The 20004-nt window shown below is 69.2% G+C and carries 26 protein-coding genes, 1 tRNA gene and 2 pseudogenes; 13 read left to right on the top strand and 16 right to left on the bottom strand.

Going from position 1 to position 20004, the window contains the following annotated elements:
• The first annotated feature begins 158 nt into the window (after nt 1-158).
• The 3 genes from AB0B86_RS29510 (at nt 159) to AB0B86_RS29500 (ending at nt 1001) form a co-directional block, all read left to right on the top strand.
• The gene (locus tag AB0B86_RS29510) at nt 159-317 is read left to right on the top strand and encodes a hypothetical protein (RefSeq protein ID WP_357406334.1); all 159 of its coding nucleotides are present in this window, start codon (nt 159-161) and stop codon (nt 315-317) included.
• A gap of 120 nt (nt 318-437) precedes the next feature.
• A tRNA-OTHER gene (locus AB0B86_RS29505) sits at nt 438-565 on the top strand.
• Between the two features lie 268 nt (nt 566-833).
• Nucleotides 834-1001 carry a hypothetical protein gene (locus tag AB0B86_RS29500; protein WP_357406336.1) on the top strand — a complete coding sequence of 56 codons (168 nt, stop codon included), beginning with the start codon at nt 834-836 and terminating at the stop codon, nt 999-1001.
• Nucleotides 1002-1151: 150 nt separating this feature from the next.
• On the opposite strand, the gene AB0B86_RS29495 is transcribed toward AB0B86_RS29500, so the two are convergent.
• The gene (locus tag AB0B86_RS29495; protein ID WP_357406338.1) at nt 1152-1373 is read right to left on the bottom strand and encodes a hypothetical protein; all 222 of its coding nucleotides are present in this window, start codon (nt 1371-1373) and stop codon (nt 1152-1154) included.
• A 168-nt stretch (nt 1374-1541) separates the two neighbouring features.
• On the bottom strand, nt 1542-2117 hold the full coding sequence (locus AB0B86_RS29490) for a hypothetical protein (protein ID WP_357406339.1): 576 nt from the start codon (nt 2115-2117) through the stop codon (nt 1542-1544).
• A 458-nt stretch (nt 2118-2575) separates the two neighbouring features.
• On the opposite strand from AB0B86_RS29490, the gene AB0B86_RS29485 reads away from it, so the two are divergent.
• Nucleotides 2576-2809, top strand: a complete 234-nt coding sequence (locus AB0B86_RS29485) for a hypothetical protein (protein ID WP_357406341.1) — start codon at nt 2576-2578, stop codon at nt 2807-2809.
• 81 nt (nt 2810-2890) lie between these two features.
• Here AB0B86_RS29485 and AB0B86_RS29480 read toward each other — a convergent pair whose 3' ends face one another.
• Nucleotides 2891-3043 carry a hypothetical protein gene (locus AB0B86_RS29480; RefSeq protein WP_357406343.1) on the bottom strand — a complete coding sequence of 51 codons (153 nt, stop codon included), beginning with the start codon at nt 3041-3043 and terminating at the stop codon, nt 2891-2893.
• 161 nt (nt 3044-3204) lie between these two features.
• Nucleotides 3205-3963, bottom strand: coding sequence for an ATP-grasp domain-containing protein (locus AB0B86_RS29475; RefSeq protein ID WP_357406345.1), 759 nt, complete (start codon nt 3961-3963; stop codon nt 3205-3207).
• A 101-nt stretch (nt 3964-4064) separates the two neighbouring features.
• Between AB0B86_RS29475 and AB0B86_RS29470 the strand changes: the two genes are divergently transcribed.
• The 3 genes from AB0B86_RS29470 to AB0B86_RS29460 are packed head-to-tail and all read left to right on the top strand — an operon-like array spanning nt 4065 to nt 5751.
• Complete coding sequence (locus AB0B86_RS29470) at nt 4065-4331, top strand: hypothetical protein (protein WP_357406347.1); 267 nt, start codon at nt 4065-4067, stop codon at nt 4329-4331.
• A 51-nt stretch (nt 4332-4382) separates the two neighbouring features.
• Complete coding sequence (locus AB0B86_RS29465) at nt 4383-4850, top strand: hypothetical protein (protein ID WP_357406349.1); 468 nt, start codon at nt 4383-4385, stop codon at nt 4848-4850.
• Nucleotides 4843-5751 (top strand): alpha/beta hydrolase, encoded by a 909-nt coding sequence (locus tag AB0B86_RS29460; protein ID WP_357406350.1) that lies wholly within the window; start codon nt 4843-4845, stop codon nt 5749-5751. Before AB0B86_RS29465 ends, AB0B86_RS29460 begins: the two co-directional genes overlap by 8 nt.
• Before the next feature lie 61 nt (nt 5752-5812).
• Here AB0B86_RS29460 and AB0B86_RS29455 read toward each other — a convergent pair whose 3' ends face one another.
• Nucleotides 5813-6307: a GNAT family N-acetyltransferase gene (locus AB0B86_RS29455; protein ID WP_357406352.1), complete on the bottom strand. Its 495-nt coding sequence runs from the start codon at nt 6305-6307 to the stop codon at nt 5813-5815.
• A gap of 343 nt (nt 6308-6650) precedes the next feature.
• Between AB0B86_RS29455 and AB0B86_RS29450 the strand changes: the two genes are divergently transcribed.
• On the top strand, nt 6651-7091 hold the full coding sequence (locus tag AB0B86_RS29450) for a VOC family protein (RefSeq protein ID WP_357406354.1): 441 nt from the start codon (nt 6651-6653) through the stop codon (nt 7089-7091).
• Nucleotides 7092-7198: 107 nt separating this feature from the next.
• Nucleotides 7199-7648, top strand: coding sequence for a GNAT family N-acetyltransferase (locus AB0B86_RS29445; protein WP_357406356.1), 450 nt, complete (start codon nt 7199-7201; stop codon nt 7646-7648).
• 142 nt (nt 7649-7790) lie between these two features.
• Here the strand turns inward: AB0B86_RS29445 and AB0B86_RS29440 are convergent, their stop codons facing one another.
• Both AB0B86_RS29440 and AB0B86_RS29435 read right to left on the bottom strand, forming a co-directional pair.
• On the bottom strand, nt 7791-8714 hold the full coding sequence (locus AB0B86_RS29440) for a hypothetical protein (RefSeq protein ID WP_357406358.1): 924 nt from the start codon (nt 8712-8714) through the stop codon (nt 7791-7793).
• 68 nt (nt 8715-8782) lie between these two features.
• Nucleotides 8783-9727, bottom strand: coding sequence for an NAD(P)-dependent oxidoreductase (locus AB0B86_RS29435; protein WP_357406360.1), 945 nt, complete (start codon nt 9725-9727; stop codon nt 8783-8785).
• A gap of 122 nt (nt 9728-9849) precedes the next feature.
• On the opposite strand from AB0B86_RS29435, the gene AB0B86_RS29430 reads away from it, so the two are divergent.
• Nucleotides 9850-10434 (top strand): hypothetical protein, encoded by a 585-nt coding sequence (locus tag AB0B86_RS29430; protein WP_357406362.1) that lies wholly within the window; start codon nt 9850-9852, stop codon nt 10432-10434.
• Nucleotides 10435-10436: 2 nt separating this feature from the next.
• A complete protein-coding gene (locus AB0B86_RS29425; protein ID WP_357406364.1) occupies nt 10437-10610 on the top strand; it encodes a hypothetical protein in 174 nt (57 codons plus the stop codon).
• Nucleotides 10611-10940: 330 nt separating this feature from the next.
• Here AB0B86_RS29425 and AB0B86_RS29420 read toward each other — a convergent pair whose 3' ends face one another.
• The 4 genes and pseudogenes from AB0B86_RS29420 to AB0B86_RS29405 all read right to left on the bottom strand — a co-directional run bounded on the left by AB0B86_RS29420 (nt 10941) and on the right by AB0B86_RS29405 (nt 12272).
• On the bottom strand, nt 10941-11375 hold the full coding sequence (locus AB0B86_RS29420; RefSeq protein ID WP_357406366.1) for an SMI1/KNR4 family protein: 435 nt from the start codon (nt 11373-11375) through the stop codon (nt 10941-10943).
• 2 nt (nt 11376-11377) lie between these two features.
• Nucleotides 11378-11473, bottom strand: a pseudogene (locus AB0B86_RS29415) (HNH endonuclease); the annotation flags it as partial.
• A gap of 12 nt (nt 11474-11485) precedes the next feature.
• Nucleotides 11486-11710, bottom strand: a complete 225-nt coding sequence (locus AB0B86_RS29410) for a hypothetical protein (RefSeq protein ID WP_357406368.1) — start codon at nt 11708-11710, stop codon at nt 11486-11488.
• A gap of 106 nt (nt 11711-11816) precedes the next feature.
• The gene (locus AB0B86_RS29405; protein WP_357420224.1) at nt 11817-12272 is read right to left on the bottom strand and encodes an ATP-binding protein; all 456 of its coding nucleotides are present in this window, start codon (nt 12270-12272) and stop codon (nt 11817-11819) included.
• 31 nt (nt 12273-12303) lie between these two features.
• On the opposite strand from AB0B86_RS29405, the pseudogene AB0B86_RS29400 reads away from it, so the two are divergent.
• Nucleotides 12304-12630 (top strand): annotated as a pseudogene (locus tag AB0B86_RS29400) (IS701 family transposase); the annotation flags it as partial.
• A gap of 246 nt (nt 12631-12876) precedes the next feature.
• Here AB0B86_RS29400 and AB0B86_RS29395 read toward each other — a convergent pair.
• The 3 genes from AB0B86_RS29395 to AB0B86_RS29385 all read right to left on the bottom strand — a co-directional run bounded on the left by AB0B86_RS29395 (nt 12877) and on the right by AB0B86_RS29385 (nt 18419).
• Nucleotides 12877-15711 (bottom strand): PQQ-dependent sugar dehydrogenase, encoded by a 2835-nt coding sequence (locus AB0B86_RS29395; RefSeq protein WP_357406372.1) that lies wholly within the window; start codon nt 15709-15711, stop codon nt 12877-12879.
• An 87-nt stretch (nt 15712-15798) separates the two neighbouring features.
• A complete protein-coding gene (locus tag AB0B86_RS29390) occupies nt 15799-17064 on the bottom strand; it encodes a ThuA domain-containing protein (RefSeq protein WP_357406374.1) in 1266 nt (421 codons plus the stop codon).
• 614 nt (nt 17065-17678) lie between these two features.
• Complete coding sequence (locus AB0B86_RS29385; protein ID WP_357406376.1) at nt 17679-18419, bottom strand: methyltransferase domain-containing protein; 741 nt, start codon at nt 18417-18419, stop codon at nt 17679-17681.
• Between the two features lie 74 nt (nt 18420-18493).
• Between AB0B86_RS29385 and mug the strand changes: the two genes are divergently transcribed.
• Complete coding sequence (gene mug, locus AB0B86_RS29380; protein ID WP_357406377.1) at nt 18494-19063, top strand: G/U mismatch-specific DNA glycosylase; 570 nt, start codon at nt 18494-18496, stop codon at nt 19061-19063.
• A 1-nt stretch (nt 19064) separates the two neighbouring features.
• Here the strand turns inward: mug and AB0B86_RS29375 are convergent, their stop codons facing one another.
• Nucleotides 19065-19562, bottom strand: coding sequence for an SRPBCC family protein (locus tag AB0B86_RS29375; RefSeq protein ID WP_357406379.1), 498 nt, complete (start codon nt 19560-19562; stop codon nt 19065-19067).
• Nucleotides 19559-19939 (bottom strand): metalloregulator ArsR/SmtB family transcription factor, encoded by a 381-nt coding sequence (locus AB0B86_RS29370; protein ID WP_357406381.1) that lies wholly within the window; start codon nt 19937-19939, stop codon nt 19559-19561. The genes AB0B86_RS29375 and AB0B86_RS29370 overlap by 4 nt, the downstream gene beginning before the upstream one ends.
• Between the last annotated feature and the right edge of the window lie 65 nt (nt 19940-20004).

The following is a 20004-nucleotide window of genomic DNA, read 5'->3' as shown; positions in this document are numbered from 1 at the left end:
AGGGCCGGAGTTGGGCGCAGGCGGGTTCTCGATACGTGGTGGTATCCGGGTCGTTCCGAAGGTGGGGGGCGGCGTTCGCGCCGACTCTGGCTGGCCGATGGCGAGGCTGCGGGCTGAGCGGGACTCCCGCGCTACGGGAGATCTGGGCCGGAGTTCTGGTGGTCACCGCCGACAATTTGATCGCAATCCGACGATGGCGAAAAGTCGGGTTGGAGTTCGAGGCTGCTGATCGCGATGAGCTGTGGATGTTTCGGACGCTCGATCTTGACCGCTTGATCGGCCGCCTGGCGGAGCTTGGATGGATCGTCGAACGGTAGCGGCATCACATCGAGGACGCTCGTGCTCTGCGCTGCCTAGCTCCCCGCCGAGAGGGCCGCTACAGAAAGTATCGATCAACACGATTCCCAAGCTGACAGTGTCGAGGGCAGACTGTCGGCGGACCGGTGGCAGAGCCGGGTTATTGCAGCGCTGAGATGCCGGGTGCCGTGCACGCGCGGCGGCTCGAAGGCGTGTGGGGCCGCTGGCGTGCCATGCCCCACCGGGGGTTCGAATCCCCTCCGGTCCGCTCGCACTCTCCCAGCACAGTTGGGTGACTACCTGGGTGACGATCGGGACGAACGCCCGCGGACTGTCCCGGACGCTGGGGACTGTTCTGGCAGCTCAGTGGCTTTGAAGGCGCAGGTGAGCGCCCCGCGTTGGTTGCCCGGGGGTCAAGTGGTCGGGTGGAGAGGGCGGGCAGGACGGTCGTGTGGCAGTGATCAATCCCGCGGGCTGGTGCGAGGCCAGAAAAGCCGCCGTCCGTTCCGCATGGTCTGAGGTCATGGAGAGACTTCATGTGGGTGGCTCGGTTGCTGGTGCAGGCCGAGCGCACCGCACCGGCCGAGATCACGCACCGGCCTGTCGCCCGGGACATCCTTGCCGAGGTTGCCCGCGACCCGACCACGATCGCCAAGCTCGCTGCCACCTTTCGGGGTCGGCTGAGCAGCGCTACACGCGGATGAGGAGTGCAGCAGTGAAGTGCAGCAACCTCCCGTGGCTCGATCTCCTTGTCGTACTCGCCAATACGATCTTCTACCTGGAGCGTCCGGTACGGCAGGCAGACCTGCACATGATCGCCAAGCAGGTGGGGCTGGTGCTGCGACAGCACGGCTTCAAACGGTCGCGTGGATGTTCATGGTCACCGCGATCTGGCTGTGCCGCTGGGTCCGCATCATGACCCGGGGCTGAACGTCGAGGGCCGCCAGCAGGGTGGCGCAGGTGCGCCGGGTGTGCACGGAGGTCTCCCGAACGCCGGTCTTGCGGCAGCGGGTCTTGAACTCCCGGTGGAAGTTCCTCGGCTCGATCGGCGTACCGAGGCGGATGGTGAAGACCAAGTCGCTGTTCCGCCAGGGCCGGCGGTGTCGCCCTGCTCGCCGAACCGCGCCGAAGTAGAGCGACCCATGGCGCCGGTACAGCCCTCCGCTGACCGGCTGCGGCTCGCGGCCTGCGTACCCGGCCCTCAGCAACTGCCTGGCCGACAGTCCATAGGTCAAGGTGGTGGCTCAGTGAAAGATGCCCAGGCCTGCGATCGCGTCGAGGGCTATGACCAAGTCGGCGACGCCGAACGACGCCACGCCGAAGAGCCAGAGGCGGTAGGACGACAGCCGAATCCACCAAGGCTGGTGGTCGCCGAGGCGGAGACGGCCTGCGGCGTGGGGAGGGACTTCAAGGCCTTGCGCAAGGCCCAGTTGTCGCTCGATCCGCTCCGCTAGCCGGCTGTCGCTCATTTCAAGGTGGCGGTGCTTGGCCATCAGTTGTGCCGACAGCAGGGCGAGAATAGCGCCCAGGACGGCCGAGACCGCTTGAGCAGGGGTTGAGCCGCCCGCCTGTAGGGCAATCGTGAGGAGGAAGGCCTGGGCCGCGGTAGCCAACGCGGGGACTTGCCACATCATCGTGTCGAGGGATGTGCGGCGGGCGCCGACCACGGCGTAGGCCGCCATGAGGACCTCTTCGGATACCTGATCCTCGGCCTGGGTAGCTGGTGGGCCTGGCGTCATGGCGCCATGGTCCCAACCGCTCGCAACAGCCGGGAGGTAGAGCCGCCGGCGGAAAGCTGTCGACAGCAATGCTGACAGCATCCCCACCGGACGGTAGCGCGCCCGCAGGTGCGGAGACGGACGGGCAATCCGAGCTGACGACCGCCGCCGGACAAGGACGGACCTGCCGCACAGAACTTACACAAGCGAGGGTCGCGAGCCCGAGGAGCCCCAAGATCATGCCGTTTGCGGGCCGTCACAGGCGGACCGGGAGCAAGGGAACGTTGACCACCGATCACCAATGAGCGGGCAGCTCAGGCGGCATCTTGTCCGTGTTGATCGTCTACGCTCTCACCTTCGATCAATACAACGCCAAGTGACGGGCGCAGGTGCACTGCCACCTGTGGACGACACATCACTGTGGCAGGCGAGGTCGTGGTCGAGCCCAAGGGCACCGGACGACAACCGATGACAGCAGACGACGCAGCGTAGCTGCGTTCGGCACGAAGCGGCGAGGCTGAGGGGTGAGGTGAGCCTCGCTGTCGTGGCAGCATGCGGCGGTGACCTTTGATGATGACCGGTACCTCGATGCCTTCGTCGACTACAGCAGGGGGCATCATTTCGTTCGGCTTGACGTCGAAGTGCCAGCGGAGACTCTGACGCAAGGGCTGGCCGGTCCCGATGACGACGTGCCACACGGCTCGTTGTGGTTGTCGGCGGACCGGGCGGAGGCGCTGGCTAGGTCGTTGCTCAGTTGCGCGGCAGAGGTGAGGGAGCAGAGCCGTCAGCTTTGATCGACTACGCCCTCACCGTTGACCAATACCACGCCAGGTAACGCCCTCAGGTGCTGTCACCCGTACCCGAGGGCGTCCGGCTCAGCCGGCGGGTCGGTAGGGGATCCTGATCGAGTGGATAACCAGGATCTTGATGAGCTGGTTCGGGCCGGCCGGAACATCCAAGCGCTTGTCCTGATCCGTGAGCAGCGCGGGTGCGGCTTGCGGGAAGCGGTTGACCTGCTCGATGGCCATCACAAGCGACTGAAGGCCGAGCAGCAGGACCAGCGGTCAGCGGCGGACGGCCCCGGTTTGCCCGACGAGTCACCACACCGTCGTCGACCGTGGCTCCCGAATGCGGCCTCGGGGCATCGCGGGCCGCCCGTCGCCGGTCAGGGGCAGGATGAGACGACGGTCTAGGCAGTGGGCTGCGCTGGCCGGATGAACCGGCGATCGTGGTCACTGACTGTGGCCCTCGGGCCGGCGGCGCGCAGGACGACGTCGAGCACCAGGTCGGGATCGGCCTCGTAGGCTCCGCTGGCCCAGGCCGCGTTCGGCTCGATGACGGCCCAGCCGCCGTCGATGGTCCCCACGTCGACCACGATGGCGGTGGGAAGTGTGTGACCGAATCCGGCCGCCAGGTCCGCGCCGAAGGCGAGCGCGTCGGCAGGTGCCGGGCCGAGGCGCAGCCGGCCGTGCTCGGCGTACTGGCTTGCGGCGTGGACGGCGCCGTCGAGCAGGTGCAGCCGGTACTCGGTGGTGAAGTCGACGATGTCGCTGACGAGGACGGGAGTTTGTCGGTCGACGGCGTCGGGTCCTGGCAGGCGGGAACCGTCGGTGTAGATCATGGCCCGGATGGTCTTGTCGTTGGGTGACTTGATGAATGCGGGTCGACGGAGTTCGTAGGCGTCGTCGATCGTGACAACTGTGATGTCCCGGCGCGTGACGTCCCGGGGCAGCCCGGCGAGCCAGCCGGGTGGGGCCTCCAGCGGGGCGATCCCGAGCAGCGGGGCGACGGCGTCGGCGAAGGTCGGCCCGGCGTGCAGGTGGTCGGCTCGCATGCCGGTGGGCACCGTGAAGGTGGGCAGCTGCACGGTGGCCAGCCCGCGTCGATGGGCGGTGTCGCGCAACCGCTGGGCCGATGCGGTCAGTCGCGGTGGCAGGACGAGCGTCACGGACGAGGATCCTGCCGTACCGGTCGGCGCTGTCACAGTCGTTATCCGTAGCTGTCGCCGCTGCTGAGGTTGGCCCTGTTCGCGTGCGAGGATCTGTGGCCATGGGTCTGGCTGACGCTCTCGCTGGGTGGACCGACGTGGACGGCGCCCAGTACGAGTTGGGCAGGGCTGTGGGCCTGTTTACGGATCGCACGTTCTTGCAGGTCAAGTGGGTGTTCTGGTCGGACGACCCGGTCGGTGCGGCGCTCTTCGACATGCTGCACGCGTTGGTGCGGGCGGGCGTTCTGGAGTATCGCGACGAGCCCGACCACCAGTTTCGGTGGAAGACGGCGGCACCGCCGGGCGGCGTGCCGGCCGACCGGGCTTGACACTCGCCGTCAAGTACTTGACGATAGGCGTCAAGTAGCGAAAGGGCCGGCATGTCGCCAACTCACCAGGAACTGACCGAGCAGCTCATCCGGTTGATCGATATCCGTCTGCTGGACCCGCTCGAAATCCTTCTCGACGGCCACGACGCCATCGACCCGCTACGCGCCGTCGTCCGGGAGCGGGCCCGATCCTGGGCCACCACACTCGTCGGCGGCGACGACCGGGCCGCCGTCGGCGTGGTCATGCGCGCGATCTCCACCCTCTACCCGGAGGACGGACCGTTCGACCCACCCCTCGACTGGTGGCGCAGCCCGCTCGGCCAGACCGTCGCGCGACGGGTCGGCCACCCGACTGCCGAATCCGTGTCGTACGCGGTGGCCGGCGCCATGCTCGGCATCACCCGCCAGGGCGTCCACGACCTGGTCTCCCGCGACAAGCTCGCCCGCCATCCCGAAGGCGGCGTGCGCTCCGCCTCCGTACGCGACCGACTGCTCAAGGAAGGAACCCGACGTGGCTGAGACCATCATCGACTCCGGGGCCGTGCCCATCGCGATCCGCGACTTCGGCGGACCCGGACAACCGCTGCTGCTCCTGCACGGCGCCGGTGGCAACCTCGCCCAGATGACCACCCTCGCCGAGCACCTGCGCCCGACCCGCCGGGTGGTCACCGTCGACCTGCGCGGTCACGGCCGGTCCGGAGACGGCCGGTGGCGCTGGGACGACGTACTGGCCGACCTGGCCGCCGTCACCGACCACCTCGGCCTCACCACCCCAGCGGTGGTCGGCGTCTCCCTCGGCGGCATGCTCGCCACCCTCTGGGCGCAGCGTCACCCGGAGTGCCCCGGTGCCGTCAGCCTCGACGGCAATCCGCCGTTGAACCGTCCGGACCAGGTCGCCGGGCTGGATCCGGAGCAGGCCGAGACCGAGCTGGCCAAGCTGCGGGCCGTCTTCGACGGGATGGCCGCGATGCTTGCCGAACCGCTGACCGCCGAGCAGGTGGCCGCCATGCTTGCGGGTCAGCGAGCCATGGCCCAGCGCTACGGCGCCGCACCCGACGACTGGGTGGCTGCCTTCGCACGCAACCTGGTGCCCGGCGACGACGGCCGCAGCCGGCTGCGGCCCGGTCCGGCCCTCACCCGGCAGCTCCGCGATGCCATGGACTCCCTTGACCTGATGCCCGCCTACCGCGACGTCCGCTGCCCGCTGTTGCTCGTTCTCGCCACCGAGGACCTGCCCGAACAACAGCCGTTCCGCGACCTGTACGAGGCGTATCGCACGGTCACCGCCGAACGGCTCGCCACTGTGGACAACCCGTCCCTACGGGTGCGGCAGCTCGCCGGCGCCAGCCACGCGATGGTCGCCGAACGCCCTCAGGAGCTCGCCACCCTCATCACCGACTTCCTCAACGCTCACGCCTGAGGCGGCCCGCGGCGGCCCACCTCCTCGGGCACGTGCCGGTACGGCAGAGACGCGGCGCGGGTCAGGCCCGGATTTCGGCGACCATCGTGTCCGCGTTCTCGAACGACTCGACGGTGCGGAACCCTTCGGCGGCGTAGAGCCCGGCGGCGAAGTTCGCCCGCTCCACACTCAGCGACACCCGCCGGATGCCTTCGGCGCGGGCGGCGTCCAGGGTGGCGCGCAACAGCGTCCGGCCCACACCCCGGCCGCGCCACGACTGCACCACGCCGATGGTCAGCTCCGGCACGTCGTCGCTCACGTACCCGTAACCTGGGTCAGCGGCCGTCAGGTGCCGCAGCCAGGCCGCGCCGACCGGTTGCCCGGCCGGCTCCACCGCGACCACCCCGATGTCGTCCGGCCGCATCCACCCGGTGACATAGTGGGCCAGCGCGGGGTCGGCCAGGATGCGCTCGCGCGACCAGTTCCGTTCCGGCAGCCAGTTGATGGCCTCCACCAGCATGTCGGTGAGGAACGCGAGGTCGCTCGGCGTGGCGGCGCGAAGATCAACGTGATGCACCGCCACACCCTGCCACAGGACCAGGACCGATGGGTGCCGGCCAGGTGAGGCCGAACATCGCGAGGAGTCGCGTGAAGGTGGGCGTCACCAGCCGCCAGGAGCATTGGCGGGGGTCGGTCCAGAAGTCACTGGCTACCACCCTCGGGTCGGCGACCACCGGCCCTGGGCCAGCAGGGTGACAAGCGTCGTGGGCAGGGGAAGCCCGCGGGACCGTCCAATCCGGCGGATGAGGTCTCTCGCGCATCGTCACCTCGTAGCGTCAGTCACCGGCAGGGCCACAGGGTACGCATGTCTCGAAGGGATCGCGGCCACCGCGACCGCACCCGGAACAGGGGGAACCAGCATGGCGATCAAGCGGATGGACAACGTCCTCATCGTGGTCGAGGACCTGGACGCCGTCATCGCGTTCTTCGTCGAGCTCGGCATGGAGTTGGAGGGCAGGGGGCCGGTCGAGGGGCGGTGGGTGGAGCGCGTCGTCGGCGTCGACGGCGTGCGCCAGGAGGTCGCGATGCTGCGGACCCCGGACGGTCACGGCAAGGTCGAGCTGGCCGTGTTCCACACGCCGAAGGCGGTCCGCCACGACCCGCAGGACGCGGCGGCGAACACCCTCGGCATTCGCCGGATCATGTTCGCCGTCGACGACGTCGAGGACACGATCGCCCGGCTGCGCCGCCACGGGGCGGAACTGGTAGGTGAGGTGCAGCGATACGAGGACATCTTTCTGCTCTGCTACGTCCGTGGCCCCGAGGGCATCATCGTCGGGCTGGCCGAGGAGCTTCGCTGAGAGCGGTCGCGTCATGCTCGGGAGCCAGCAGACGCGGCGACGTCGCGGCCGCACGGGCCACCGCTGCTAGGACAGCGCCCGTCCGCCGCCGTCGTTAGGCTCCCGGCATGTTCCGGACGGCTCGACCTGACGACTTCGCGCAGATCATCCGCCTCTACCGACAGTTGAACCCGGACGATCCGGTGCTCGACGACGGCTCCGACGAGGCGGCCTTCGCGCAGATCCTCGGCACACCAGGGCTGAGTCTCTTCGTCCTCGATGTGGACGGGGTAGTCGTCGCCACGACGTACCTCAACCTGATCCCCAACATCAGCCGGTCCGCGTCGCCCTACGCCGTCATCGAGAACGTCGTGGTCGAGGAGTCGCGGCGCGGCACCGGGCTGGGTCGCGAGATCATGGCCGCCACGCTCCAGGCCGCCTGGGACGCGGGCTGCTACAAGGCGATGCTGATGACCGGGTCGCGTAACCCCGCGACGCACGGCTTCTACCGCGCCTGCGGGTTCTCGGCCGACGTCAAGACCGCGTACCTCGCCCGACCACCGGCATCGCAGGGCTAGCTAGGCACTGCGCGGACCGCCGGCCACGGCGTCGACGACGGATCGCAGCTTCGACGTGAGGGTGGCCGGCTCAGGCGTCCCGGCTGCGCAGTTGCCACGCGGCGAACCACCGGGTGCTTGCCATGCTCACGTACCTCGGCACCTAGCCCGGGGCGAGGGCGGTCGAGCCGCGCGGATGCGCGTTCACGACCGTCGAGGCCGCGAGGGTGAGCACGTTGGTCTCGTCGTCGAACTGGGCACTGATATCGATCGCGGCGATCTGCCCGAGGTCGGACACGTGCGTACCACCGCAGGGCATGACAGCGGGTGGAGAGATGTCGCACCGCCAGAGCCGGTCCGCGGTGAAGTGGTCCGAACTACCGGTCACGGTCACGCCCGCCTGGGACGCCAGCCAGGTCGCGAGTATGTCGTTGGCGCGCCGAACGTACGCGTCGAGTTCGGCGATGAATGCCGGATGGTTGAACCCCCTCTTTCGGAGGGACTTTCCCAACCGGTACCGGTCGATGCTCCCATCGACATGGTGTCGGCTGTCCAGGAGCGCCGCCGCGTCGAAGTTCCTGTTCCCTCTGGAGTCACGGAGAGCGTCTTTGGTCCACAACTCGTCGAGGCACTCGTTGACCGCGAAGGCGACCAGATGGCAGCCGGTGTGCGCCGCACTCAGCGCGGCCCGGCGTACGGCGTCGACCTCGAGCGAAACGACCTGCCCGACCCATCCGGCGATGTCGGCGTCCACGGTGTTCACGATGTGCCCGACAGCGAGAATCCGGTCCGGGTCACCGCGGCGCGCGGACACCTCGGGCCCGATCCGCACCTCACCGGTCGCCGACTCGACCGAGAGGATCTGGGTGTCCACGACCGGGACCGCCGTCGATCCGAACGAGATCAGACCATGGTCGGCGGGCTGATCCGGCCACGTGTGGTCCACCGGATGGAACGGGGTGCGGTCGGTCACGACCACCCGGCTCGGGTCACCGGCCGCCGCGTACGGCAGCACGGCGAGGACACGCCCATATCCTTCGGTCTGCCCGCGTGGGTAGCCGATTCGCGTCTCGCTGATCTCGCACACCCGGCCAGCCTGACACTCCGGAAGAGCAAGATCCATACATGGCCGAGGTGGCTGAGCGTAGGATTCTCTTACGCTCGATCCGCGCCGGCCGCACCACCGCCGCCTGTCGTCGGGAAGGTCTCGCGTAGCGCGGAGTCCAGTGACCGGCCGGTTGTCGGCTCGACGAACAGGTCAGCGAGGAGCAGGTCGGCGAGGTGGGTGGGGTTGATGCCCGACTCCTTGCCTCCGAGGCCCTGCAACGCGCCGCCGAGTCGCAGGGCGGCCCGTGCCGCACCGGCCGGTAGTCGGCCCACCCGGCGGCGGCGGCCGACCGCCGCCGCGATGCGCCCGATCATCTCGTGCCAGGTGAGGTTCTCGTCGGCGACCGGGATGTCCGCGCCGCTGGCCTGCTCCAACGCGTCCGCCGTGACCTCCGCCACGCTGCGCGCCGAGGCCGCGGCACTCCCGCCGGTCGGCGCTACCAGCGGGGTACGGGAGCGGGCCCACCGGTCCAGCGGCCCCGCCCAGTTCGGCAACCGGTCACCGGCCCGGCCGAAGACGAAGGGCAGTTCGAGGACGGCGACCGGCAGTTCCGCACCGGCGGCGGCCCGTCCCTCCCGGGCCTGTTCGATCCGGCACCTGATGTACGTGTGCCGCTCGCCGAGCCGCCACTGTGGGTGCAACCGGTCGAAGTAGGTGTAGTACGACCCCATCACCACCGCGCGGGTGAGGCCCTCGGTCCGGGCGGCGGTGCACAGGCGTACCACCGGTTCGACGTTGTCGCGGCGGAACTCCGGATAGATCGGTCTGGGCAACGACCGTTGCTCGTCGGTGCGGGTGGCGTACACGACCCCGTCGTGACCGGCGAGCATCGGCCGCAGCTGCTCGATCGAGGCGGACCCGACATCGAGCAGGTGATCCACCCCCGGCCGGGCGGTACGCGCCACAGTGGTGGTGGCGTGGCCGCGCTCGCGCAGCACCTCGACCACGTGAGCGCCGATCAGACCACTGCCACCCACCACGAGGATTCGCACGGTGCATCGTCCACTCCGGAACCCGGCGCTTGTCAAGCCATCGGGTACGGTCGGTGACGGGTGCCTGACCGCGGAACGTGCCGCGTCGTGCCTGAGAAGCCTTCACAGATCCGGGGTGGGGAATGCCTGAGCCGCGCGCCTTCTGGCTGGACGAGCAGTTCGACCGTGAGCGCGGTGCCGATGTGGGCGGCCGCTACGAGGCCGAGGTGCGCCGGCGGCTCGACGACTTCGCCGACAGCTGGGGTGACATCTCGCCGGTCGGGTTCGCGGCGACCGCCTGGCGGGTCGCCACCGATCTGTCTCCGGGTTTCGTCCGCTGGCATCGGCGGATTGTCTCGGCGACCTGCACGAGAAGCCCCTGGGACGGCAGCATGGTCGGCGCGGTGACGGTGATCTCCCGCTGGCCGGCCGAGTTGACCTGGACCAGACAGTGGCAGCGTGACCGCGGCTGGCGTGACTGGCCCCAGCTGTTCGGCCAGTACACGACCCCTACCGAGCAGGATCAGACCCGCAGCCCGCACCTGCGGGCGATGCTCCAGGTCGAGGCTCCCGTACCGCTCGATGATCTGCCGCCGGCACCGGACGGTCCGGATGGCGACGTCGCGACCACGGCCCGCCGCGCCACAGCTGTGCTGGTGCGGGAGCTCAACGACCTGCTCGCACCGATGATCGGTCAACTCGAGGCGGGGGTGCCCGCGGACTCCTAGCCGTGGACGACACCGGCCGAATCACCGTGCCACCGATGGCCGCGGAGGCGAGGCACGACCCGGACGCGGAACTCATCCATCGCCGAGACATGCAGAACGCTGCCATCTACACCGAGTTCATCGAAAAAATCGTTGCCGAGGCACCGAGGCCGACAGCCGGATCGCCCGCGCATTGACCCAGCTGAAGACGAGCATGCCCGGGCAGTACACGTGGGAGTACAACAAGGCCCAAGACGCAGCCCAGGCCGCCGCAGCGGTACTGGGGATTAGCAAGGACAGCATCCCAGCCCCGGCAGCAATCCGGCGGAGGTACGCGCCTGGTGGCGCGGCCTATCCGACGACGAGCGGCAGATATACCTGACCGCCTACCCGGAGCGAATCGGCGCACTCGACGGGTCAGCCGCAACAAACCGAGACACGGCCAACCAGCTCGGGCTGCGTACCTTCATCGGGGACAACATCAACCACCACCGCGAGCAAGGCAACCGCCCTCTGACGTCGCGGATTTAGCCGACCGGGGCGAGGCCGTCGAGGAACTGCGGCCAACTGTCTGCAACGCGGGTGATGTCGTCCTCGGTGGGCGGGAGGTCGTCGTCCATCTCCTCTTCCTCGTGGTTCCAGAACCAGACCGAGCCGTTGTCGATGTCGCGCAGAGAGATGGTGAAGAGGTTGCCGTACTCGTCCCGGGCTACCGGCAACAGCCACGTCGGCACTCGACCGTCGTAGGTGTCGAGCCGGTCCCACATGCTGGCGTAGTCGGGCACGTCGCCGAGGGAAAAGATCGTGTTGACGGCTTGGTCGTTGTTGGCGAGCCGCCCGCCGTCGTGCTGGCGCAGGTAGGCGCGGTAGGTGTTAGGCAGCGGATGGCCGAGTCGCCCTTCGAGGCGGGCAACAAGCTCCTCGGACGCGGGCGCCTCCTGGCGCAGGTAGGGCACTGCCATGCCTACGTTCTTCCCTTCATGATGGATACGCCGCCAGCGTGTTTGACGGCATCGTGCAGGTCCGACGGCGCCAACTGCATCCGCTTCGTGTCCTGGTGATGATGCCAGGCTTAGCCTTCGGGCGTGGCAGGCAGACCGGCCTTGCGATTGGCGTCGGTGAAGTCGCTGCCGTGGTTGCCCTCGAAGTGCGGGTCGAAGTGCGCCTCGTGCTGTGAGCGGGGCGGCTTGATGTAGGGCCCGAAGTCCGGGTACCCATCGTCGGTGAACCACATCCCGTCCGGATACTTCTCCTGAAGCCTCGGGGTCCAGTATTTGCCCTCGTACGATTCCGGCACGTTGAACCGGCACCACTCGGGCAGGTTCTTCTGGCACCACCTGCCGTCGGGGGATATATCGGCGATCCTTGATCGTTAGCTTCTTTGGGTACCAGCTGGCGAGCATTCATGATCGGCACCTTGATTGGGCTCCACCGCGTCGGCGAGGCCGGTGCGTTGTATGTGGGTCGCTGCGCTGCGTTAGGGTGCGTTCTTCGCGTTCGGTGAAGATCTGGAACAGGAGTTTCGCGCCGGTGCGGTCGAGGTTGAGGTATCCGAATTCGTCGAGGCAGAGCAGGTCGTAGCGGGCGTAGCGGTGGAGGGTCTTGGAGAGGCGTTTCTCGTTGTGGGCTTCGGCCAGTTCGTTGACCAGGTTCGCGGTGGTGGTGTAACGGACTCGCAGGCCATGCTCGGCGATGGCGGTGCCGATGCCGATAAGCAGGTGGCTCTTGCCGGTGCCGGAGTTTCCGACCAGGACCAGCGGGGCGCCGGCTCGGACCCAGGCGGGGTTGGCGAGGTTGTTGACGTAGACGGCGTCGACCTGCGGGTTCTTGTCGACCGCGCTCAGCCTGGTCGAACACATTCGCGCCGCCGGACGTCCCGCCACGGAAACGATCACCTGGCGGGAAGGCTCGAAGGGCACGATGAGTTCCCAGTTCATCTTCCTACGAGTACGCCCAGCCGGACACCGCGTCGCCCGCGCCACCGACGGCACCCTGCCGCAGCGGTGGCTGATCGCCCAATGGCCCGACCTGATCCGCTACGGCAAGATCTGCTGGCGCATCGAACACGACTACCGCGAACTGAAGACCGGCCTCGGCCTGGACCACTTCGAAGGCCGCTCCTTCATCGGCTGGCACCGCCACGTCACCCTCGTCACCGCCGCGCACCTGTTCATCACGGAACTACGCCTGGACCCAAGAGCGGCTGCGCCGGCCTGACCCTCTACACGGTCATCCGCGAGCTGCAACGCCTCCTCGCGACCTGGACCGGCGCCTGCATCACCTGCCACCAACCCGTGAAACCCTTACACCGCAACAAACGCCACAGAACCTAACAAAGCACTACTAGGAGTCCGCCGGGGTCAACGGCACCGGCACACGAGAACGGGGCGGGCGGTTCGCACCGCCCACCCCGGATTCCCGCCGTTCGGCGACCCGGCCGTCGATCAGGCCGGGTAGTGCCACTCAGCCGGTGGTCAGGACGAACTTCTCCCAGGCCCCCACCGACGTCCGGTTGGCGATCAGGGAACCGGCCCCGGCGTTCTCGGCACACACGATCTGGTTGTTGACGGTGGCGCGCAGGCTCACCGTCCCATCCGAGTTCGTGATGAGCTGGAACGTCTCCCACGACCCGATCGACGTGGCGTTGGCGACCAACGGGTTGGCGCCCGAGCTCGCGGCCGAGACGTAGAGCCCGTTGGCCCGCGACCGCAGCGCGATGTTGCCGTTGCCGGCGTCCACCCTGTCGAACTGCTCGGTGCTGCCGACGCTGGCCTTGTTGGCGATCAACGCGGTGGAGCCGACCGCCGACACGTACTGGCTGTTGATCTGCGCCCGCAGGGTGCTCACCGGCGTGCTGCCGCCGGTGCCGGTGGTGAAGGTGAACGCGTCAACGTCGAACAGGTAGCCGGAGCCGCCCTTGAACACCAGGTACAGCGTGGTCGACGCGGACGGCGGGTTGCTGATCGTGCCGGACACCTCGGTGAAGGTCTCCCAGTTGCCGGTCACCGGCACCGTGACGGTGCCCAGCAGGCTGCCGGTGGCCGAACCGGCCCGGACCTCGATCGTGCCACCGGCGCCGGCCGACGACGCCCGCACGGTGATGCGGTTGGCGTTCGACAGGTTGTACGGCTGGTACGAGATCCAGTCGTTGTTCTCGATGAACCCGGCAGTGCGACCACCCTCGGCGCTGGTGTGGTCGGTCGCCTGGACACCGGACTGGGCGCCGAAGTGCTCACCCTGGCGGTGCTTCGGCTGCAGCGTCCTGATGTTGTGCGTGGTCAACCCGCCGTTGTCGGTGTAGGCGGCGTCGAAGACCCCGTAGATGTTCGCTGCGGAGTCGTGCTCACCGTCGGTCGGGACGGTGATCGAGCCGCTGCACCCGGTCTTCGAGGTGATCTGGTGGGCGTGACTGTCGTGGCCCAGCGCGTAGGTCAGGCTCACCTTGGTGCAGTCGATAGTGCCGTCCTGCGGGTCGCTCACCGAGATCTGGTACGGCACGGTGTCGCCGAAGCTGAACAGCTGACCGTCGACGGGCGAGGTCAGCGTCACCGTCGGCGCCGTGTTGCCCACGGTGATGACCAGGCTCGCCGTGCCGGTGAGGCCGGTCGGGTCGGTGACCTTCAGAGTGGGGGAGTAGGTGCCGTTCGTGGTGTACGTCTTCGTCGGGTTGGCCGCCGTCGACGTGGTGCCGTCACCGAACGTCCACAGGTAGCTCAGCGAGCCACCTTCGGGGTCGGAGCTGCCGGCCGAGGAGAAGTTGACGGTAAGCGGATTGGCGCCCGAGGTGGGGTTGGCCGAGGCGACAGCGATCGGGTTGCGGTTACCCCCACCGATGTACTCGATCCGGAACAGCGCCTGGTTGTTCGAGCCGGTGCCGTAGTCGAGCACGTAGAGCGCGCCGTCCGGGCCGAAGGCCATGTCCATGACCTGCGTGCCGCTCCACGGGAAGCTGGAGATCTCTCCGCGCGAGCCGTCGGCGTTGACGGCGATGGGCTTGATCCAGCGACGGCCGTACTCACCGGCGAAGAACAGGCCGTTGAGCGACTGCGGGAACTTGACGCTGGAGTTGAGCGAGGCGTCGTACCGGTAGACCGGCCCGGCCATCGGCGACTCGGAGCCGCTGCCGAACTCCGACGGTGAACCGGAGTCGCCGGCGTACTTGATCCAGGCCGGCTTCGCCGCGGGCAGGGTCTGTAGGCCGGTGTTGCGGAACGAGTTGTTCGTCGGCCCGCCCGAGCAGTTGTACTTCGACTGCGACGGCCCGGACGGGAAGGTGTATTCGTTGTATGTTTCGTTGCTGGTGTTGCTGCCGGTGCAGTACGGCCAGCCGTAGTTGCCCGGCGCCGTGATCCGGTTGAACTCGACCTGACCCTGCGGGCCCCGGCTGGAGTTGGTGCTTCCCGCGTCCGGGCCGTAGTCACCGACGTAGACGACGCCGGTGGCCTTGTCCACGCTCATCCGGAAGGGGTTGCGCATACCCATCGCGTAGATCTCGGGACGGGTGTTGGCAGTGCCGGGCGCGAACAGGTTGCCCGACGGGATCGTGTACGTCCCGTCGGCCTGCGGCTTGATTCGCAGCAGCTTGCCCCGCAGGTCGTTGGTGTTGCCCGCCGAGCGCTGGGCGTCGAACTGCGGGTTGCGGTTGGTCCGCTCGTCAAGCGGCGCGTAGCCCGACGACTCGAACGGGTTGGTGTCGTCGCCGGTGGTCAGGTACAGGTTGCCGGCGGCGTCGAAGTCCAGGTCACCGCCGACGTGGCAGCACTGCCCACGGTCGTTGGCGACCTGGAGCACGATCTTCTCGCTGCTCAGGTTGAGCGTGTCGTCGCTGTTGAGGGTGAACCGCGACAACCGCAGGTGCCCCTTCCACCGGTCCCAGTCCGACTGCGAACCGGTGGTGGGGGCGTCCCCGGACGGGGTGCTCAGCGTGGGCGAGTAGTACAGGTAGATCCACCGGTTGGTGGCGAAGTTGGGGTCGACGGCGACGCCCTGCAACCCCTCCTCGTCGTGGGTGTAGACCGACAGGGTGCCGGAGACCTTGGTGTTGCCGGCCACGTCGGTCACCCGCAGCACGCCGTTGCGGGCGGTGTGCAGCACCGAACGGTTGGGCAGCACGGCCAGGGACATGGCCTCACCCAGCTCCGCCGAGCCGGTGGCGAGTTTGATCTGTTGGTAATCGCTGGCGGGGATCACCACCGCCTGGGCGGCGGTGGAGGGTGCGGCCACGGCCAGGGCCACACTCGCGACGGTGGTGACCGCCGCGACGAGTGCCCGGGACCAGCGCCGGGGGTACGAGAGCATGATCGTCCTTTCTCGACGACCGGGGGACGGGCGCGCGGGGGCGCACCACGACCAGGTGAGGGTGGTGAGGAGCGAACCGCGGCGCGGTCAGTTGGTGACGAGGTCGAACTTCTCCCACTGACCGATGGCGGTCCGGTTGGCGATCAGCGGGGAGGCGCCTCCGTTGTCAGCGGCCACGTACCGGCTGTTCACCGTCGCCCGCAGGCTTACCGTGCCGTCGGAGTTGCGGATCAGCTGGAACGTCTCCCACGCGCCGGCGCTGGCCCGGTTGGCGATCAGCGCGGACGCCCCGGCGTTCTCCGCCGCGACGAACTGCCCGTTGCTCTTGGCCTTCAGCGCGACGTTGCCGTTGGCGAGGCTTACCAGTTCGAACCGCTCGCTGGTGCCGGCGGAGCTCTTGTTGGCGATCAGCGCGGTGGTGGCGTTCGGCGCGCTCACGTACTGGTTGTTGGCGCGGGCCCGCAGGGTGGAACCGGTGGCGGCCGGCGGCGGGGTGGTCGGCGGGGCCGTCGTGGGCGGGGGAGTGGTCGGCGGGGCGGTGGTCGGCGGGGCCGTCGTGGGCGGCGGGGTCGTCGGGTCCGTCCCCGGCGAGCAGTTGGCGCTCACCGAACCCGCGGCGACCTGCAGGCCACCGAGCAGCATCCGGGTGAAGTTCGGGTCGGTGTACGACGCCTCGGTGTGCCCGAGACCCGTGTACCAGGCCCGGCCGCCGCCGAACGCCTTGCACCAGGTGATCGGGTGGTCGCCGTTCATGTTGCCGCCGCTGTAGGACGACTCGTCGAGGCTGGCGAGGACCCGCGCGCTGGACCGGGGGTTGGTGCGGTAGTTGTACCACTCGTCGGAGCGGACCCAGGTGGCGCCGAGGTGCGCGGTCGACGGGTTGCTCCGGTCCTCGATCTTCACGGTCGCGGTCTGGATCGCCGGGTGCGAGTCGAACCACGCCCCGACCAGTTGGCCGTACCACGGCCAGCTGTACTCGGTGTCGGCCGCGGCGTGCACGCCGACGTACCCACCGCCGGCGGCGATGTACTGCTCGAAGGCCGTCTGCTGGCTGGAGTTGAGGACGTCGCCGGTGGTCGACATGAAGACCACCGCCTGGTACTGGGCCAGGTTGGAGGTGGTGAACTGGTTGGCGTCCTCGGTCGCTGTCACGCTGAAGCCGTTGGCCGAGCCCAGCTGCTGGATGGCGGCGATGCCGTTGGGGATGGCCGAGTGGCGGAAGCCGGCGGTCTTGCTGAACACCAGGACCTTGGTCAGCGGCGCGGCCGAGGACGGTGTGGGAAGGACTAGCAGGCTGGCCATCAACACGGCCAAGCCGATGACGAAGGCCAACAAACGGGGACGGGAACGCATGGACGTGCTCCTCTGCTGAGCGTCGACCTCAGGCTGTGCACGGGGCAGGCCGGGGCCGCAGTGGCGGTGGTGCGGAAGCCGGGCCGCCGATGCTCGGCTGAGGTGGTGCGGGGGTGGTGGGGTGATGGAGGATGGGGCGCTGCGCCAGTCGGTCACCCCGGCCGACACTGTGGACGGTCCGATTGTATCGACTGGTATCGCTGAGGCAGTAAACCTCCGATGTCTTGCCCTCGTCAAGCCCACCCGCTCCGGCCCGGGTGCCCGCCGGTGCGGCCGGCGCAGGCGGTGCGGCACGTCGCGTGGTCGGCGGCAGGTCCACCCACTAGGACGAGACGTTCGCGCCGGACAACGCGCGGCGCTGCTGGTTTACCCACCTACCCGGCCGCGCGTCGGGCGGCCGGCCGACCCGTGCGCGCGGTTGCCCCGGCCCGACCGGAGGATGAGATCGGCGATCGTCTCCGGGTCGGTGACGATGGCAAGGTGCGACGATTCGACAGCGATCGAAGCCGCGCCGTCGGTTCGGCCGGGGACCGTTCCAGCTCCCGCGGCCGTCGTGCGGTCCCGAGGGCGACCGTCTGGAGGGCGCCGGCGGGCAGCGGCGGCAACGCGGGCGGTCAGCGACCGAGCACGAGGTAGGCGAGACCGAGGATGCCCCGGTAGCCACCGACGTACTCGCGCAACCGGTCGTCGAGTTCCGCGCGGACCTCGGCCGCGCGGGGATCCTCCGGGTACGCCAGCAGCCACTCCTGCCGGCCCGCGAGCCAGGTGGACTCGAAGTCGTCCCACTCCCGTTGGTCGGCGGTGCTCACGTGCAGCACCCGCCAGCCGCGCTCGCGGGCGGCCTCGACCAACTCCGGGAGCGCCGTGACCTCCGTGCCGAAGATCTGTTCGACCTGCGGGGTCGGTGGACGGTCCCAGTACGCGTCGCCGAACAGGAGCCTGCCCCCGGGCCGTACCACGGCGGCGAGCGCGTCGAGCGCGGCCCGGGTGCCGCCGAACGCGTGCGCCGAGCCGATGCAGAGGACCCGGTCGGCCGGCTCCTGCCAGGCCGCCACGTCCCCCATCACGAAGGCGACATGCCGGCTCAGCGACCGATCCGCGGCCAGCCGCCGCCCCCGGGTGAGCACGGCGTCGTCGGTGTCGACGCCGACGCCCCTCGTCGCGACCGGGCCGGCGACGCCTCCGGCGGTGACCGCCCGCAGCAGCAACTCGCCCCAACCGCAGCCCAGATCGAGTACGCGCGCCCCGGGGTGGACCTCGAGTCGCTGGAGCAGCAGCGCCGCGTGCTCCTCGGACAGCGGGGTGTTCCAGCGCATCCGCCGGTAGCGACTGGTGGCGAGGTGGTCGGTCGGCATCCGATGAGGGTGTCAAACGGTGATCGTCGGCGCGCGCCGGGTCCGGCGCCCCCGGGTACGGCAGAATCGGTGGGGTGGACGCGCGGCGGCCGGGGCCGTTTCGGCGGCCGACCCCGCAGGAGGTGGCGGCGGCGGCTGGCCGGGGCCTGGCCGACGTGATCGGGCCCGGCCTGCGGGTGCTGTTCTGCGGCTTCAACCCGGGTCTCTACTCCGCCGCCGTGGGGCTGCCCTTCGCTCGTCGGGGCAGTCGGTTCTGGCCGGCCCTGCACGGCGCCGGTTTCACCGACCGTGAGTTGCAGCCGTGGGAACACGACGAGTTGCTGCGGAAGGGGCTGGGCGTCACCAGCCTCAGCAACCGGGCCACCGCCCGCGCCGACGAGTTGACCTCGGCGGAGTTGGTGGCCGGGGTGACCGGGCTCGCGGTGAAGACCGAGCGGTACCAACCGCGCTGGGTGGCGATTCTCGGGGTGACCGCCTACCGGATCGCCTTCGTTCGGCCGAAGGCCGGGCTGGGCCCGCAGCCGGACCGGCTGGGCCCGTCGCGGGTGTGGGTGCTGCCCAACCCCAGTGGCCTGAACGCGCACTTTCCGCTGCCGGCGTTGACCGCCGAGTTCGCCAGGCTGCGCCGCGAGACCGGCCCCTAGGTCAGTCGGTCGCCAGCCCCTGGTAGTAGGCCTGCATGGCGGGGTGGTACTCGTCGAACTCGGGCCGGGACGAGCCGTCCCGGGAGGCGACGAGCAGGTCCAGGTAGTACTCCCAGCCGGCGCCGACCTCGGCGATGCCCGCCACGCTTGTGAGGTGCTGGACGAACCGCAGTTCGGTGGTGCCGTCGGTCTCGGTGAGCGCCAGGTCCAGCCGCCAGGTGCCGTAGCTGTCCATCATCGATACGGCGAGGCGTCGCTGGGGCTCGCACGCGTCGATGTGGACCTCACACCAGGGCTGCCCCTCCTCGTAGGCCATCTGGATCCGGATGGTCCGTCCGGGCGCGGCGTCGCCCTCCCACGGGCCGAACCACCGGGCCGTGCGTTCCGACTCGGTCAGGCTGGCCCAGACGTCCGCCGCCGGGGCGCGGAAGGTCCGGGTGAGGACAAGATCGTGGCCGGTGGCGGTGCGAAACAGGCGTCCGGCGGGTGTGCGCGTCATGCCGTGTGCTCCCTTCGGTGTTCCACCGGGCCGCGAGCGCGGCGCTCTCGGCGGGTGCGGTAGATCTCGGTTTCCAGCGCGTCGAGGCGCCGCTCCCACCTGTTGTCGCCGGCGAGCCCGGCCAGCCACTCGGCCAGCGGGGCGAGCGGGCCGGGGTCGAGGCGGTAGAACCTCTGGCGACCGACCAGCTCGTCGCGGAGCAGGCCGCTCTCGCGCAGCACCCGCAGGTGGCGGCTGACCGCGGGTCGACTGATCGCGAACCGTTTGGCGATGTCACCGGCGGAGAGGGGTTCGTCGCGCAGCATGGTCAGGATGTGCCGGCGCACCGGGTCCGCGATCGCGCTGGCCACCTCATCCACCCCGAAAGCGTAACCCATGGGTTACGGGTATGGGGAACCCGGCTGCGTCGATGGTGGGCACATGATCAGCTGGCCTGGCACGC

Source organism: Micromonospora sp. NPDC049047 (genome assembly GCF_040649135.1).
Lineage (GTDB): Bacteria > Actinomycetota > Actinomycetes > Mycobacteriales > Micromonosporaceae > Micromonospora.
Note: the sequence above shows the minus strand (reverse complement) of the source record. Positions and strands in the feature narration are given on the sequence as shown.